This window comes from Streptomyces aurantiacus, from assembly GCF_001418335.1.
GTDB classification, from domain to species: Bacteria; Actinomycetota; Actinomycetes; order Streptomycetales; family Streptomycetaceae; genus Streptomyces; species Streptomyces aurantiacus.
In genome coordinates, this window is sequence record NZ_LIPP01000382.1 from 1 (window position 1) to 13,381 (window position 13,381).

General features: G+C 72.5%; 15 protein-coding genes and 1 pseudogene. 4 read left to right on the top strand and 12 right to left on the bottom strand.

Annotated features, from left to right (window positions below):
• The 3 genes from AOK01_RS35995 to AOK01_RS36005 all read left to right on the top strand — a co-directional run.
• The coding region (locus AOK01_RS35995) for an ADP-ribosylglycohydrolase family protein (protein ID WP_213862201.1) at positions 1-603 on the top strand (603 nt) is incomplete at its 5' end.
• A complete protein-coding gene (locus AOK01_RS36000; RefSeq protein ID WP_055519166.1) occupies positions 600-1,844 on the top strand; it encodes a CaiB/BaiF CoA transferase family protein in 1,245 nt (414 codons plus the stop codon). The genes AOK01_RS35995 and AOK01_RS36000, both read left to right, overlap by 4 nt.
• On the top strand, positions 1,841-2,707 hold the full coding sequence (locus AOK01_RS36005) for an HpcH/HpaI aldolase/citrate lyase family protein (protein ID WP_281181485.1): 867 nt from the start codon (positions 1,841-1,843) through the stop codon (positions 2,705-2,707). Before AOK01_RS36000 ends, AOK01_RS36005 begins: the two co-directional genes overlap by 4 nt.
• A gap of 24 nt (positions 2,708-2,731) precedes the next feature.
• Here AOK01_RS36005 and lgt read toward each other — a convergent pair whose 3' ends face one another.
• The 11 genes from lgt to hisI all read right to left on the bottom strand — a co-directional run bounded on the left by lgt (position 2,732) and on the right by hisI (position 12,057).
• Positions 2,732-3,787 (bottom strand): prolipoprotein diacylglyceryl transferase, encoded by a 1,056-nt coding sequence (gene lgt, locus AOK01_RS36010; protein WP_055519168.1) that lies wholly within the window; start codon positions 3,785-3,787, stop codon positions 2,732-2,734.
• 108 nt (positions 3,788-3,895) lie between these two features.
• Complete coding sequence (locus AOK01_RS36015) at positions 3,896-4,675, bottom strand: DsbA family protein (protein WP_055519170.1); 780 nt, start codon at positions 4,673-4,675, stop codon at positions 3,896-3,898.
• 116 nt (positions 4,676-4,791) lie between these two features.
• Positions 4,792-5,607 carry a tryptophan synthase subunit alpha gene (gene trpA, locus AOK01_RS36020; RefSeq protein WP_055519174.1) on the bottom strand — a complete coding sequence of 272 codons (816 nt, stop codon included), beginning with the start codon at positions 5,605-5,607 and terminating at the stop codon, positions 4,792-4,794.
• A complete protein-coding gene (trpB, locus tag AOK01_RS36025; RefSeq protein ID WP_055519175.1) occupies positions 5,604-6,896 on the bottom strand; it encodes a tryptophan synthase subunit beta in 1,293 nt (430 codons plus the stop codon). Before trpB ends, trpA begins: the two co-directional genes overlap by 4 nt.
• A 171-nt stretch (positions 6,897-7,067) precedes the next feature.
• The gene (gene trpM / locus AOK01_RS45775) at positions 7,068-7,328 is read right to left on the bottom strand and encodes a tryptophan biosynthesis modulator TrpM (RefSeq protein WP_079104036.1); all 261 of its coding nucleotides are present in this window, start codon (positions 7,326-7,328) and stop codon (positions 7,068-7,070) included.
• An 8-nt stretch (positions 7,329-7,336) separates the two neighbouring features.
• Entirely contained in the window at positions 7,337-8,146 is an 810-nt protein-coding gene (gene trpC / locus AOK01_RS36035) for an indole-3-glycerol phosphate synthase TrpC (protein WP_055519178.1), read from the bottom strand.
• 203 nt (positions 8,147-8,349) lie between these two features.
• Positions 8,350-8,817, bottom strand: a complete 468-nt coding sequence (locus AOK01_RS36040) for a DUF2752 domain-containing protein (RefSeq protein ID WP_055519180.1) — start codon at positions 8,815-8,817, stop codon at positions 8,350-8,352.
• A gap of 132 nt (positions 8,818-8,949) precedes the next feature.
• Positions 8,950-9,183: an HGxxPAAW family protein gene (locus AOK01_RS36045; RefSeq protein WP_055519182.1), complete on the bottom strand. Its 234-nt coding sequence runs from the start codon at positions 9,181-9,183 to the stop codon at positions 8,950-8,952.
• 132 nt (positions 9,184-9,315) lie between these two features.
• Positions 9,316-9,966 carry a TIGR02234 family membrane protein gene (locus AOK01_RS36050; RefSeq protein WP_190853110.1) on the bottom strand — a complete coding sequence of 217 codons (651 nt, stop codon included), beginning with the start codon at positions 9,964-9,966 and terminating at the stop codon, positions 9,316-9,318.
• Between the two features lie 109 nt (positions 9,967-10,075).
• Positions 10,076-11,584, bottom strand: a complete 1,509-nt coding sequence (locus AOK01_RS36055; RefSeq protein WP_055519184.1) for an anthranilate synthase component I — start codon at positions 11,582-11,584, stop codon at positions 10,076-10,078.
• An 11-nt stretch (positions 11,585-11,595) separates the two neighbouring features.
• Positions 11,596-12,057 carry a phosphoribosyl-AMP cyclohydrolase gene (gene hisI / locus AOK01_RS36060; RefSeq protein WP_055519193.1) on the bottom strand — a complete coding sequence of 154 codons (462 nt, stop codon included), beginning with the start codon at positions 12,055-12,057 and terminating at the stop codon, positions 11,596-11,598.
• 147 nt (positions 12,058-12,204) lie between these two features.
• On the opposite strand from hisI, the gene AOK01_RS36065 reads away from it, so the two are divergent.
• Complete coding sequence (locus AOK01_RS36065) at positions 12,205-12,840, top strand: TIGR03085 family metal-binding protein (RefSeq protein ID WP_055519185.1); 636 nt, start codon at positions 12,205-12,207, stop codon at positions 12,838-12,840.
• A 103-nt stretch (positions 12,841-12,943) separates the two neighbouring features.
• Here the strand turns inward: AOK01_RS36065 and AOK01_RS36070 are convergent.
• Positions 12,944-13,381, bottom strand: a pseudogene (locus AOK01_RS36070) (MFS transporter); the annotation flags it as partial.

A 13,381-nucleotide genomic window follows, 5' to 3' on the forward strand; every position in this document is an offset into this window, starting at 1 on the left:
GCCGCCGCGGCGGCACAGGCACACCGGGACGCCACGCTCACGCACACCGCCAACGGCGTCTACGCGGCGATGTTCGCGGCGGCCGTCATCGCCGAGGCGGCCACCGGCGCGAGCGACATCCACGCCTGTCTCCGGACGGGCCTGGCCGTCGTTCCCGCCGGCTCCCGCCTCGCCGTGGCCGTCCGCCACGCCATCCAACTGGCCGGGCAGCACCAGGACTTCGACACGGTCGTGGACGAACTGCACGCCACCCACGCCTCGTACCACTGGGTCCACGCCGTCCCCAACACGGCCCTGCTGGCCGCCGCCCTCACCCACGCGGACGGCGACTTCACGGCCTCCATCTGCCGTGTGGTGTCGGGCGGTTGGGACACCGACTCGAACGGCGCCACGGCCGGCTCGATCGCGGGCCTGCTCGCGGGCGCCCCTGAGGCGCTCCCGTCCCGCTGGACGACTCCCCTCAAGAACCGCCTGGCCACCACGGTCGGCGACTTCGACGGAACAGGCTTCGACACCCTCGCCCGACTGACAGCCGACCTGACGTCCCGGCCGACAGCCCGTCCGACATCCCGCCCCAGCCACCCGGAGGCCCCGCACCCATGACGCCGCCCCCGACCACTACGGCCACGACCAGGACCGCGACGGTCGCTCCTGCCTCCCCGGCGCCGCTCGAAGGCCTCCGCGTCCTCGACCTCGCGACCCTCTTCGCCGGCCCCCTCGCCGCCACGATGCTCGGCGACTTCGGCGCCGAGGTCGTCAAGGTCGAACACCCCCGCAGACCGGACCCGTCCCGCGGCCACGGCCCGTCGAAGGACGGCATCGGCCTCTGGTGGAAACTCCTCGGCCGCAACAAACGCACGATGACCCTGGACCTCTCCACCTACGGCGGTCGCGGCACGCTCCTGCGCCTCGCCGCCTCCGCCGACGTGATCATCGAGAACTTCCGGCCGGGCACGCTGGAGAAGTGGGACCTCGGCTGGGAGGAGCTCTCGGCCGCGAACCCCCGCCTCGTCCTCGCCCGGGTCACCGGCTTCGGCCAGTTCGGCCCGTACGCGCGCCGCCCCGGCTTCGGCACCCTCGCCGAGGCGATGAGCGGGTTCGCCGCGATCACCGGTGAACCGGACGCCCCGCCGACCCTGCCGCCCTTCGGCCTCGCCGACTCCATCGCGGGCCTGGCCACGGCGTACGCGGTGATGACGGCCCTGGCGGCCCGCGACCGCACGGGCCGCGGGCAGGTCGTAGACATGGCGATCATCGAGCCGATCCTCACGGTCCTCGGCCCACAGCCGCTCTGGTACGACCAGTTGCGCCATGTCCAGCCCCGCACCGGAAACCGCTCCCAGAACAACGCGCCGCGCAACACCTACCGCACCGCCGACGGCAGCTGGGTCGCCGTCTCGACGTCGGCCCAGTCGGTCGCCGAACGCGTGATGCGCCTGGTCGGCCGCCCCGACCTGATCACCGAGCCGTGGTTCGCGACGGGCGCGGACCGGGCCGGGCACGCCGACGTCCTGGACGAGGCGGTCGGCACGTGGATCGCCCGGCACACCCGCACCGACGTCATCGACGCCTTCGAGAAGGCGGAGGCCGCGGTGGCCCCCGTCCAGGACGTACGCGATGTCATGGCGGACCCGCAGTACGCGGCTCTCGACACGATCACCACCGTCGACGATCCCGAACTGGGCCCGCTGCGCATGCAGAACGTCCTCTTCCGCCTCACCGACACCCCCGGAGCGATCCGCTGGGCCGGCCGCCCGCACGGCGCCGACACGGACGCGGTCCTCACCGAACTGGGCCTGACGGACGAGGAGATCACCAAGCTCCGGACGGAGGGCGCCCTGTGACCACGAACGCCACGGAGACCGCTGAGACTCCGAAGGCCACGGAAGCCCTACCCCTCACCTGGCTGTACGTTCCCGGCGACCGCCCCGAGGTGATGGCGAAGGCCCTGGTCGTCGGCGCGGACGTGGTCGTCGTCGACCTGGAGGACGCGGTCGCCCCCGACCGCAAGGAGTACGCCCGAGCCGCCACCGCCGACCTCCTCGCCGAGCCGCTCCCGGTCCCGGTCCACGTCCGCGTCAACGCCCTGGACGGCCCGGAGTCCGCCGCCGACCTCCACGCCCTCGCCGCGCTCCCGGCCCTCGGGGGCCTCGCGGGCCTGCGTCTGCCGAAGGTCTCCTCCCCCGCCCAGATCGTGCGTACGGCGGAGAGCGCCCCGCACCTCCCCCTGTACGCGCTCCTCGAATCGGCCCTGGCCGTCGAGCACGCCTACGCCATCGCCACGGCGCACCCCGCCCTGCGCGGCATCGCGCTCGGCGAGGCCGACCTCCGTGCCGACCTGGGCGTACGCGACGACGCGGGCCTCGACTGGCCGCGTTCCCGAGTGGTCCTGGCCGCCCGCGCGGCGGGCCTTGCCCCACCGCCCCAGTCCGTCCACCCCGACGTACGCGACCTCGCCGGCCTGGCCGCGTCCTGCGCCCACGGCCGTGCCCTGGGCTTCTTCGGTCGCGCGGCCATCCACCCCCGCCAGCTCGCCGTGATCGAGGCCGCCTACCTCCCGACCCCGGAGGAGATCGAAACAGCCGAGTCGGTCCTCGAAGCGGCAGCGTCCCACGCCGGCGCCCAGGCCCTCCCCGACGGCCGCTTCATCGACCCGGCCGTGGTGGCAGGGGCCCACCGCACCCTGTCCCTGGCCCACCGCGACTAGGCCGCGCGTACGTGGAAGGGAAGGTCAGGACTTCTTGGCCGTCCCGGCCTCGTCCTTCACGTCGTCCTTCTTCGTGTCGTCCTTCGCCTCGGAGGAGCCGGGGTCGGAGTCGGAGTCGGCCACTGCCTCGCCGTCGTCGGACTTCTCAGCCTCGGGCTTCTTGTCCTCGGGCTTCTTGTCCAAGTCCACCGCGGCACCGTCTTCGTCGGCATCCGTGTCGGTGCCGGTATCGGTGCCAGTGCCCGTGCCAGTGTCCTCGTCCGAGGCGTCCGGCTCGACGACCTCCTCGCGGCCCGGCCTGCGCCGCGCCGACAGCACGATGTAGAGCACGGCGAGGAGGAAGAGCGCGATCGCGGTCCAGCAGTTGAGCCGCAGCCCCAGGATCTCGTGGGCCTCGTCGACGCGCATGTACTCGATCCAGAAGCGCCCTACGCAGTAGGCCGCGACGTACACCCCGAAGGCGCGGCCGTGGCCGAGCTTGAAGCGGCGGTCGGCCCAGATGACGAGGGCCGCGACACCGATGCACCACAGCGACTCGTACAGGAACATCGGGTGGTAGTGGCCCGGCACCCGGCCGTCCGTCGAAGACGTGATCTCCAGCGCCCAGGGCAGGTCGGTCTTCCGCCCGTAGAGCTCCTGGTTGAACCAGTTGCCCCAGCGGCCGATCGCCTGCGCGAGGGCGATGCCCGGCGCGAGGGCGTCGGCCCACGCCGGCAGCGGGATGCCGCGGCGCCGGCAGCCGATCCAGGCACCCACCGCGCCGAACGCGATGGCTCCCCAGATTCCGAGGCCGCCCTCCCAGATCTTGAAGGCGTCGACCCAGTCCTGACCCTCGCTGAAGTACAGCTGGTAGTCGGTGATGACGTGGTAGAGCCGCCCGCCGACGAGGCCGAACGGCACGGCCCACACGGCGATGTCCGCCACGGTGCCTGGTCGGCCTCCGCGCGCGATCCACCGCTTGTTGCCGAGCCAGACGGCTACGAAGACGCCGATGATGATGCAGAACGCGTAGCCGCGCAGCGGAATGGGGCCGAGGTGCAGCACACCGCGCGACGGGCTGGGGATATAGGCAAATTCCATGGCGAGGTCGACGCTACCCTGCCGGGCGGCACGTACGGCAACCCGCCCGGGCTACGGGTCCATAACGAGACCTGCGGGACGCCCTGGCCGGGTCACCGGATCACCGGGTCACGCCTTGTCGGCCTGCTGCACCAGCTGCTTCAGCTTGGCCGGGGTCATCGTCCGGTCCTGGTAGATGTTCTTCCCGTTCAGCAGGACCGTCGGGGTGCCGCTGAAGCCGCCGCCCTGGAAGGCCTTGTTCGACTTGGCGACCCAGCTGTTGTGCGTGCCGTCCTCGACACACTTCCTGAAGGTGTCGGTGGTGAGCCCGTCGACCTTGCCCGCCAGCTCGATCAGCTTGCTGTTCTTCGCGTACGCGTCGTCCGCCTCGGCCGGCTGGTTCTCGAACAGCACGTCGTGGTAGGCCGGGAACTTCCCCACGTCCTGGGCGCACGCCGCGGCGTTGGCGGCGTGCAGGGAGCCGCTGCCGCCCATGTTCCTGTCGATCAGGGTCGCGAGGTGGTACTCGACCTTCAGCTGTCCGGAGTCCGTCAGCTCGTGGATCGTCGAGCGGTAGCCGTCCTCGAAGCTCTTGCAGGCCGGGCAGCGGAAGTCCTCCCACACGGTGAGCGTCGACCTGGCGCTCGCCCTGCCCACGGGGATGGCGAGGCTGTCGTCGCCGTTCGCCCCCGAGGGGGCCGTCAGCGGGCCCGCGGTGTCCGCCTTGCTCTTGTCCTTCCCCGATTTCGCGGCCAGGACGCCGACCACCGCGGCCAGGGCCAGCACGCAGACGACCGCTCCGCCCACCACCAGCACCCGGCGGCGCTTCTCCGCCGTCTTCTGCCTGTCTCGCTCTTCCGCCAGCCGCTCGCGGGCGGTGCGCTTTCCCTCACGGTTCTTCTCGCTCACATCCCGCAGAACGAACCGGGAAGGCGCAACGCGCCTCCCCGGCCCCAGGTCCACCCGTTCGAGTGACTGGATTGTCCGTTACGTATGCGAACGCTACGTACGTGAGTGTGCGGTCGTCACTCCGTGCCGCGCACGCCCTCGGCGAGGTCGGCGGCGAGAGCGCGTACGGCGTCCAGGCCCGCGGCCTCGTCGGGGGCGTCCAGCATCCGCTTCACGAAAGCCGAGCCGACGATGACGCCGTCGGCGAAGCCGGCGACCTCGCGCGCCTGCACGGCGTTCGAGACGCCGAGGCCCACACAGACCGGCAGGTCGGTGGTGGCCTTGGTCCGCCGGACGAGGTCCTGCGCCTGGGCGCCCACGGACTCGCGGGTGCCGGTGACGCCCATCAGCGAGGCCGCGTACACGAAGCCGGAGCCCGCCGCGGTGATGTCAGCGAGCCGGGCGTCCTTGCTGCTGGGCGCGACGACGAAGACGGTCGCGAGGCCGTGCTTCTCGGCGTGCTCCCGCCACAGCGCCGACTCCTGCACGGGGAGGTCGGGCAGGATGCAGCCGGCCCCGCCCGCCTCGGCCAGTTCGGCGGTGAAGCGCTCGACGCCGTAGCGGTCGATCGGGTTCCAGTACGTCATCACGAGGACGGGCCTGCCGGTCGCCTCGTACGCCTCGCGGACCGTCCGCATCACGTCCGCGATCCGGACGCCGCCGCGCAGGGCGATGTCGTCGGCGGTCTGGATGACCGGGCCGTCGAGGACGGGGTCGCTGTGCGGCAGCCCCACCTCGACGACGTCCGCGCCGCCCTCGAAGACGGCCTTGACGGCCGCGATCCCGCCGTCGACGGTCGGGAAGCCGGCCGGCAGGTACGCGATGAGGGCGGACCGTTCCTCCGACTTCGCGGCGGCGAGAGTGTCGCTCAACAGCTGGACGTTGCCGCTCACTTGGCGTCCCCCTCGATCTCGGCGCGGTCGCTGTCGGCGTCCGCCTCGACGACGGCGTCCGCCTCGGTGTCGTACAGGCCGAAGTAGCGGGCGGCCGTGTCCATGTCCTTGTCCCCGCGGCCGGAGAGGTTGATGACGATCAGCCCGTCCGGGCCGAGTTCCCTGCCGACCTCCAGGGCTCCGGCGAGCGCGTGGGCGCTCTCGATGGCCGGGATGATGCCCTCGGTGCGGGAGAGCAGGCGCAGGGCCTGCATGGCCGCGTCGTCGGTGACGGCCCGGTACTCGCCGCGGCCGCTGTCCTTGAGGTAGGCGTGCTCGGGGCCGATGCCGGGGTAGTCGAGTCCGGCCGAGATCGAGTACGGCTCGGTGATCTGGCCCTCGTCGTCCTGGAGGACGTACGAACGGGAGCCGTGCAGGATGCCCGGCTCGCCGGCCGTCAGCGTGGCGGCGTGCTCGCCGGTCTCGATGCCGTGTCCGGCGGGCTCGCAGCCGATGAGGCGGACGTCCGCGTCGGGGATGAAGGCGTGGAAGAGGCCGATGGCGTTGGAGCCGCCGCCGACGCAGGCGACGGCGGCGTCGGGCAGACGCCCCGCACGCTCCAGGATCTGGCGGCGGGCCTCGACGCCGATGACGCGGTGGAAGTCGCGGACCATCGCCGGGAAGGGGTGCGGGCCCGCGACCGTGCCGAACAGGTAGTGGGTGCGGTCGACGTTGGCGACCCAGTCGCGGAAGGCCTCGTTGATGGCGTCCTTCAGCGTCCGGCTGCCGGACTTCACAGCGATGACCTCGGCGCCGAGCATGCGCATCCGGGCCACGTTGAGGGCCTGCCGCTCGGTGTCGATCTCGCCCATGTAGATGGTGCATTCGAGGCCGAACAGCGCGCAGGCGGTGGCCGTGGCGACGCCGTGCTGGCCCGCGCCGGTCTCGGCGATGACGCGGGTCTTGCCCATGCGCTTGGTGAGCAGGGCCTGCCCGAGCACGTTGTTGATCTTGTGGGAGCCGGTGTGGTTGAGGTCTTCGCGCTTCAGGAACACCCGGGCGCCACCGGCGTGTTCGGCGAAGCGCCGGACCTCGGTGAGGGAGCTGGGGCGGCCGGTGTAGTGGACGAGCAGGTCGTCCAGTTCCCGGGCGAACTCGGGGTCGGACTTCGCCTTGTCGTACTCGACGGCGACCTCGTCCACGGCGGCGACCAGCGCCTCCGGGATGAACTTTCCGCCGAACGCGCCGAAGTACCCCTCGGCGCTGGGGACCTGACCCTCGGGGTCGGGAATGAAGAACTCGCTGGGCATGCGGATACCTCGCAGGGGCGTCGGCCCCGGGGTTGACGGGAAGGGGGTCACGTGGCAGCGCCCCGAAGGGGCGCGGGGCTGTGACATATGCGGCTCCGCCGCGGGGCGCGACCAGCCCCCACCGGCCCGCAGGTTCGTCAACGGGCTTCCGGCGGAGCACTTGGACGCGGCTCAGCTCACCGCGGGTGACACGCGCCTGCGCCATCGCATGCCGTTCACCTGGCCGGGCTCGTCACCGATGACGTACCGCACCCGGCGCCCGTGAACGCGCCGCGCGGGCGCACGGCAGCCGCGCGGACGGCAGCCGCGGGCGAGTCTGGCGTAGGGGCCGCGGGCCACCGAAGGCGCCGCGGCGGACCGCGCGCGCGCCGGACCGCCGTCGGGGCGGGGGCCCGGACGGGTGGTCGCGGCGGGGCGGCGGTCGGCGGGCATCCGGGGTGTCAGCCCCGTCCGTGCCGCAGCGCGGGGTGCGCGCCCGCGGCGACCAGGTCGGAGACGGCGGTCCTCGGGTCCCGGCCGGTCACCAGGGACTCGCCGACCAGTACGGCGTCGGCGCCCGCGTTGGCGTAGGCGATGAGGTCGTGCGGTCCGCGGACACCGGACTCCGCGATCTTCACGATGTGGTCGGGGATCTCGGGTGCGACGCGCTCGAAGGTGCCGCGGTCGACCTGGAGGTCCTTGAGGTTGCGCGCGTTGACGCCGACGACCTTCGCCCCGGCGTCCACCGCCCGCTCGACCTCGTCCTCGTCGTGCACCTCGACGATCGGCGTGAGCCCGATGGACTCGGCGCGCTCGATGAGGGACACCAGGGCGGGCTGGTCGAGGGCGGCCACGATGAGCAGCGCGAGGTCCGCGCCGTACGCCCGGGCCTCCCACAGCTGGTACGACGTGACGATGAAGTCCTTGCGCAGTACCGGGATGTCGACCCGGGCCCGCACGGTCTCCAGGTCGGCCAGCGAGCCGCCGAAGCGGCGCTGCTCGGTGAGCACGGAGATGACGGCCGCACCGCCCGCCTCGTAGTCCGCGGCGAGGGCGGCCGGGTCGGCGATCGCGGCGAGGGCGCCCTTGGACGGGCTGGAGCGCTTGACCTCGCAGATGACCTTGACGCCGTCGCCGCGCAGGGCCGCGACACCGTCCTTGGCAGGCTGAGCCTTCGCGGCGCGCTCCTTGAGCTCGTCGAGGCTGACGCGCGCCTGCCGCTCCGCGAGGTCGGCACGGACTCCGTCGATGATCTCGTCGAGCACACTCACGCGAGCGGCCCCCTTCCCTGACGGTGAACAGTTGAAGCGGTTGAAGCATGTGAAACCGGTGAAGCGGGTGAAGCGGTTCTGCGGTCGACCCCGGTTTCGTCGCATCGGACGAAACGGGTGGTCACTGCGATGGTATCCGGAGGACGGCCCGGGCCTCACATCCGGTTGACACCGATCCCACTACCTGGACTTTCCCCAATTGATCAAGGGTGGAGCCAGCCACCGAACGGCAGGTTCCGGACAATGGTGAAAACCAGCGCGAAGGTGCCCAGCGTCCACAGCAGGGACGGCGCGGGGTCGATGCGCAGCGGCCGCCCCTGGACCGAGCGGACCACCCAGACGGTCCACACCGAGGCGAGGAGGAGATAGCCGAACACGGCGACCGCGTTGGCCCCGAGGGCCGTGCCGAGGTCCCCGTGCACGACGGCGTACGCGCTGCGCAGCCCGCCGCAGCCGGGGCAGTACAGGCCGGTGAGCCGGAACAGCGGGCAGGCGGGGTAGTGCCCGGGTTCGTTCGGGTCGACGGATCCCACGTACGCGAAGGCCCCGGCGACGGCCGCGAGGATTCCGCCGGGCACGGCGAGCCGTCGGAGTACGGAACCGGGAGGGGAGCCCGGAGCGGAGCCCGCAGCGGGCGTCGTCCTCGGGGATTCAGCGTTCATCCGTCGCATTCTGCCGGGCGGGGACGGCCTGCGCACCTGGGCACACGGCGGCACAACGGGAGGCGGGCGGGCCCGGCGCTCGAAGAGCCGGACCCGCCCGCCATGAACCCTGGGCGCCGTGAACCCTGGGCGCCGTTCGGGTCAGCTCTCGGCCGACGCCATCTGGTGGGTCTCGTGCGTGCCCTTCGGCTGGCCGAGGCCCGCCGCGCTCATGGCCATGCCGACCACGCCACCGAGGACGACGATGACCAGGCCGGCCCAGAAGCCCAGCGGGCTGGCCATCACCATGAAGGCACCGGAGACGCAGAAACCGATGAAGGCGATGATGACACCGGTCCAGGCGGCCGGGGTGTGACCGTGGCTGCTGCCCGCCATGACTTGCTCCTCGTTGCTGTGCGAGTACCTGTGTGAGCCGGACGCTCACCACCATTGTCCCGCACTCGGGCCGGCCGCCCCGAGTGGGGGTCCCGCGCGCGGGGCCGAAATACCGCGGGCCGACGCGGAGCGCTACGCGCCCGTAGGGTCCTCGCCCCGGTCCAGGGCCTTCCAGATCTCCTCGGGCCGGTCGGGGTCGACCGGGGTCCGGCTCCGGCGCACCCGCGGGGCGCCGTCGCGCTCGTACCGGCCCGACATGGCCGGCCAGAGCCGCCCGTAGCGCAGGGCCAGCAGGCCCGCGACAAGGAGCAGCAGACCGCCCGCGGCGGCCACGTACGGCCAGCCGGTGTGGGTCATGGTGTCCACGGTCGCGGCGGTGTCGCCGGTGGTCTCGGCGGCCTGCTCGTCGAGCGCGGAGCTGTCGGAGACGCTCAGGAGCGCCGAGGCCATGGTGCCCGCGCCGGAGAGCGCGAGGAGCCCGGCGACCAGGAAACGGCCGGCCTTGCGGACGGCGAAGACGGCGACGAGGGAGGCGAGTCCCACTATCGCCAGGGCGGCGGGGACGCCGGTGACGTCACTGCCCGTGGCGCTCAGCGGGAACTCGCCGCCGGCCACGGTCGCGGTGCCGCCCGACCAGCCACGCCGGGTGGCGAGCAGCACGACGGCCGCGCCGAGCGCGCCGGACAGCAGGGCGACGGCGAGGCTTCGGCGGCCGGCCCTGTCGGGTCCGGAACCTTCGGATCGGTCGGATCGGGGGTGCGGTACGGCAGTCACGTACCCCACTATCGCCTGAACTACGGGCGAACCGTCACCCGGGTTCACGTGAGTCACGTCGCACTGTGCGCGTATGTCCGGTTCTTCGCCTTCTGCCGGTCGGTTCCGCCGGTCGGTTCTACCGGCCCAGCCGGTTGGCGGTGTGGACCGCGCGGAGGACCGCGGCCGCCTTGTTGCGGCATTCGGTGTCCTCGGCGACGGGGTCCGAGTCGGCGACGACTCCGGCGCCCGCCTGCACGTACGCCGTGCCGTCGCGCAGCAGGGCCGTACGGATGGCGATGGCGGTGTCGGAGTCGCCCGCGAAGTCGAGGTAGCCGACGCAGCCGCCGTACAGGCCGCGCCGGGAGGGCTCCAGTTCGTCGATGATCTGCATCGCGCGGGGCTTGGGGGCGCCGGAGAGGGTCCCCGCGGGGAAGCAGGCGGTCAGTACGTCGAAGGCCGTACGGCCCTCGGCGACCTTGCCGGTCACCGTGGACACGATGTGCATGACGTGCGAGTAGCGCTCGATGGACATGAAGTCGACGACCTCCACGGAACCGGGCTCGCAGACCCGCCCCAGGTCGTTGCGCCCCAGGTCGACGAGCATCAGGTGCTCGGCGCGTTCCTTGGGGTCGCCGATCAGCTCGTCGGCGAGGGCCTGGTCCTCCTGGACCGTGGCGCCGCGCGGCCGGGTGCCCGCGATGGGGTGGACCATCGCCTGCCCGTCCTCGACCTTGACCAGCGCCTCCGGGGAGGAGCCCACGACGTCGAAGCCGTCGAAGCGGAAGAGGTACATGTACGGGGAGGGGTTGGTCGCGCGCAGGACCCGGTAGACGTCCAGCGCGCTCGCCGTGCACGGCGTCTCGAAGCGCTGGGAGGGGACGACCTGGAAGGCCTCGCCTGCCCTGATGCGCTCCTTGATGTCGTCGACGGCGGCCTGGTAGTCGGGGCCGCCCCACAGCGCGGTGTACTCCGGGAGTTCGGAGGGCGGGAGGGCGGCGGGCGGCTGCGAGACGGAGCGCGAGAGGTCCGCCTCCATGGCGTCGAGCCGGGCCACGGCGTCGTGGTAGGCCTCGTCGACGCCCGTGTCGAGGTCGTTGTGGTTGATCGCGTTGGCGATCAGCAGGACCGAGCCGTCCCAGTGGTCCAGGACCGCGAGGTCGCTGGTAAGCAGCATGGTGAGCTCGGGCAGTTTCAGGTCGTCGCGCTCGCCGGGGCCGACCTTCTCCAGGCGGCGTACGACGTCGTAGCCGAGGTAGCCGACCATGCCGCCGGTGAACGGGGGCAGCCCGGCCGGCCCGGACGAGTCGGAACCGAGGGCGGGATCGTGCGGCGTGTGGAGGGCCTCGATGGTGGCGCGCAGGGCCGCGAGGGGGTCGCCGTCGGTCGGGACTCCGACGGGCGGGGTGCCCAGCCAGTGCGCCCGGCCGTCGCGCTCGGTGAGGGTGGCGGCCGAGCGGACGCCCACGAAGGAGTAGCGGGACCAGGTACGGCCGTTCTCCGCGGACTCCAGGAGGAAGGTGCCGGGGCGCTCGGCGGCGAGCTTGCGGTAGAGCGCGACGGGCGTGTCGCCGTCCGCGAGGAGCTTGCGGCTGACGGGGACGACACGCCGGTCGGTGGCCAACTTGCGGAAGGTGTCGAGGTCCATGGCGGCTGACCTTACTGATCCACGGCGGGCACACCGGAATCGGCGCCCCCGAGCCGTGCGCCGGCCCGCGCATCGACCTGTACGCCGACCTGTACGTCGTCCTGTACGTCGAGCAGTACGTCGGCGTCGAAGCAGGTGCGGTCGCCGGTGTGACAGGCCGCGCCGATCTGGTCGACCTTGACCAGCACGGTGTCGGCGTCGCAGTCGAGGGCGACGGACTTGACCCACTGGAAGTGGCCGGAGGTGTCGCCCTTGACCCAGTACTCCTGGCGGCTGCGCGACCAGTAGGTGCACCGGCCGGTCGTCAGGGTGCGATGCAGCGCCTCGTCATCCATCCAGCCGAGCATCAGCACCTCACCGGTGTCGTACTGCTGGGCGATGGCCGGAACGAGCCCGTCGGCGCCGCGCCTGAGGCGTGCGGCGATCTCGGGGTCCAGGCCGCTGGGCGTGCTGGGCGTCGGCGTGCTGGTCATGCGGCCCATTGTGCCGCGCCGCCCGCACGCACCGGGACGGCGTCCACTGGATGGTCCACCGAACGGTCCGCTGGAGGGGAGAACACGGGGGAGGCCGGTGGCCCGCAGAAGTGGGCGGAGGGCGAGGGCGGTCGTAGGCTGGCAGGTATGTCGACCCATGCGAAGCGTGAACGACTTCTCCTCGCCGATCTGTTGGAGGCCGAGGGACCGGACGCCCCCACTCTGTGCGAGGGCTGGAACACCCGCGATCTCGCCGCCCACGTCGTGGTGCGCGAGCGCCGGCCCGACGCCGCCGGCGGCATCCTCGTCAAGCAGCTCGCGCCCCGTCTGGAGCGGGTGATGACGGAGTTCGCCGCGAAGCCGTACGAGGAGCTGATCCAGCTGATCCGTACGGGGCCGCCGCGTTTCTCGCCGTTCTCCCTCAAGCAGATCGACGAGGCGTCGAACGCGATCGAGTTCTACGTCCACACCGAGGACGTGCGCCGGGCCCGGCCCGACTGGGTTCCGCGGGTGCTCGACCCGGTCTTCCAGGACGCCCTGTGGTCCCGCCTCGAACGGACGGCCCGCCTGATGGGCCGCGGCGCCCCCACCGGCCTGGTCCTGCGCCGCCCGGACGGCCAGACGGCCGTCGCCCACCGGGGCGCCCCCGTGGTCACGGTCACCGGCGAACCCTCCGAACTGGTCCTGTTCGCCCACGGCCGGCAGAACGTGGCCGACGTGGAGGTGGACGGCGACAAGGACGCGATCGCCAAGCTCCGGGAGACGAAGCAGCTGGGGCTGTAGTCCGTTCCCCTGCCAGTGAGCACCCGCTGCGGTAAGCACCCGCGCGCGGAGCCGACCGGCGGGTGCCGGCTGCCCGCGTACGGGTTCCGTCCCGGGCGGGCCGCTACCCGGGCAACTCCGCGCGACGCAGCGGCCGGGAACACAGCCCGAGTATCCCGCCGAGCACGCACACGCCCGCGCTGACGACGAAGACGGGCCCGGTCCCCCAGAGCGCGACCGCCGCCCCGGTCACCGGGAACGTGAGCGGGGCGAGCCCCAGGCTGAAGAGGCTCGCCATGGAGGTGACCCGCCCGACGAACGCGGGATCCGACTCGGTCTGCACCAGAGCCCCGCACAACGCTCCGCTCAGCCCGGCGAGCAGCCCGACGGCGAGCGCCACGCCCGCGGCGCCGGTGACCGTGGGGACGTAGGCGAGCGCCCCGACGGCGACGGCCCCGGCGGCGATCGCCGCGGACAGGACGAGGCCCGCCCGCGGCACCCGTCCTCGCACGGTCAGCAGCAGAGACATCGCCCCCGCCCCGGCCCCGAATCCGGCCAGCAC

Bases quoted from the DNA above. Each gene is read 5' to 3' on its own strand.
- lgt (WP_055519168.1), bottom strand. From the start codon at position 3,787: ATGGAATTTGCCTATATCCCCAGCCCGTCGCGCGGTGTGCTGCACCTC.
- AOK01_RS36045 (WP_055519182.1), bottom strand. From the start codon at position 9,183: ATGGCGGGCAGCAGCCACGGTCACACCCCGGCCGCCTGGACCGGTGTC.
- trpM (WP_079104036.1), bottom strand. From the start codon at position 7,328: ATGCCCGCCGACCGCCGCCCCGCCGCGACCACCCGTCCGGGCCCCCGC.
- AOK01_RS36040 (WP_055519180.1), bottom strand. From the start codon at position 8,817: ATGCGACGGATGAACGCTGAATCCCCGAGGACGACGCCCGCTGCGGGC.
- AOK01_RS36065 (WP_055519185.1), top strand. From the start codon at position 12,205: ATGTCGACCCATGCGAAGCGTGAACGACTTCTCCTCGCCGATCTGTTG.
- hisI (WP_055519193.1), bottom strand. From the start codon at position 12,057: ATGACCAGCACGCCGACGCCCAGCACGCCCAGCGGCCTGGACCCCGAG.
- trpB (WP_055519175.1), bottom strand. From the start codon at position 6,896: ATGCCCAGCGAGTTCTTCATTCCCGACCCCGAGGGTCAGGTCCCCAGC.
- AOK01_RS36000 (WP_055519166.1), top strand. From the start codon at position 600: ATGACGCCGCCCCCGACCACTACGGCCACGACCAGGACCGCGACGGTC.
- AOK01_RS36055 (WP_055519184.1), bottom strand. From the start codon at position 11,584: ATGGACCTCGACACCTTCCGCAAGTTGGCCACCGACCGGCGTGTCGTC.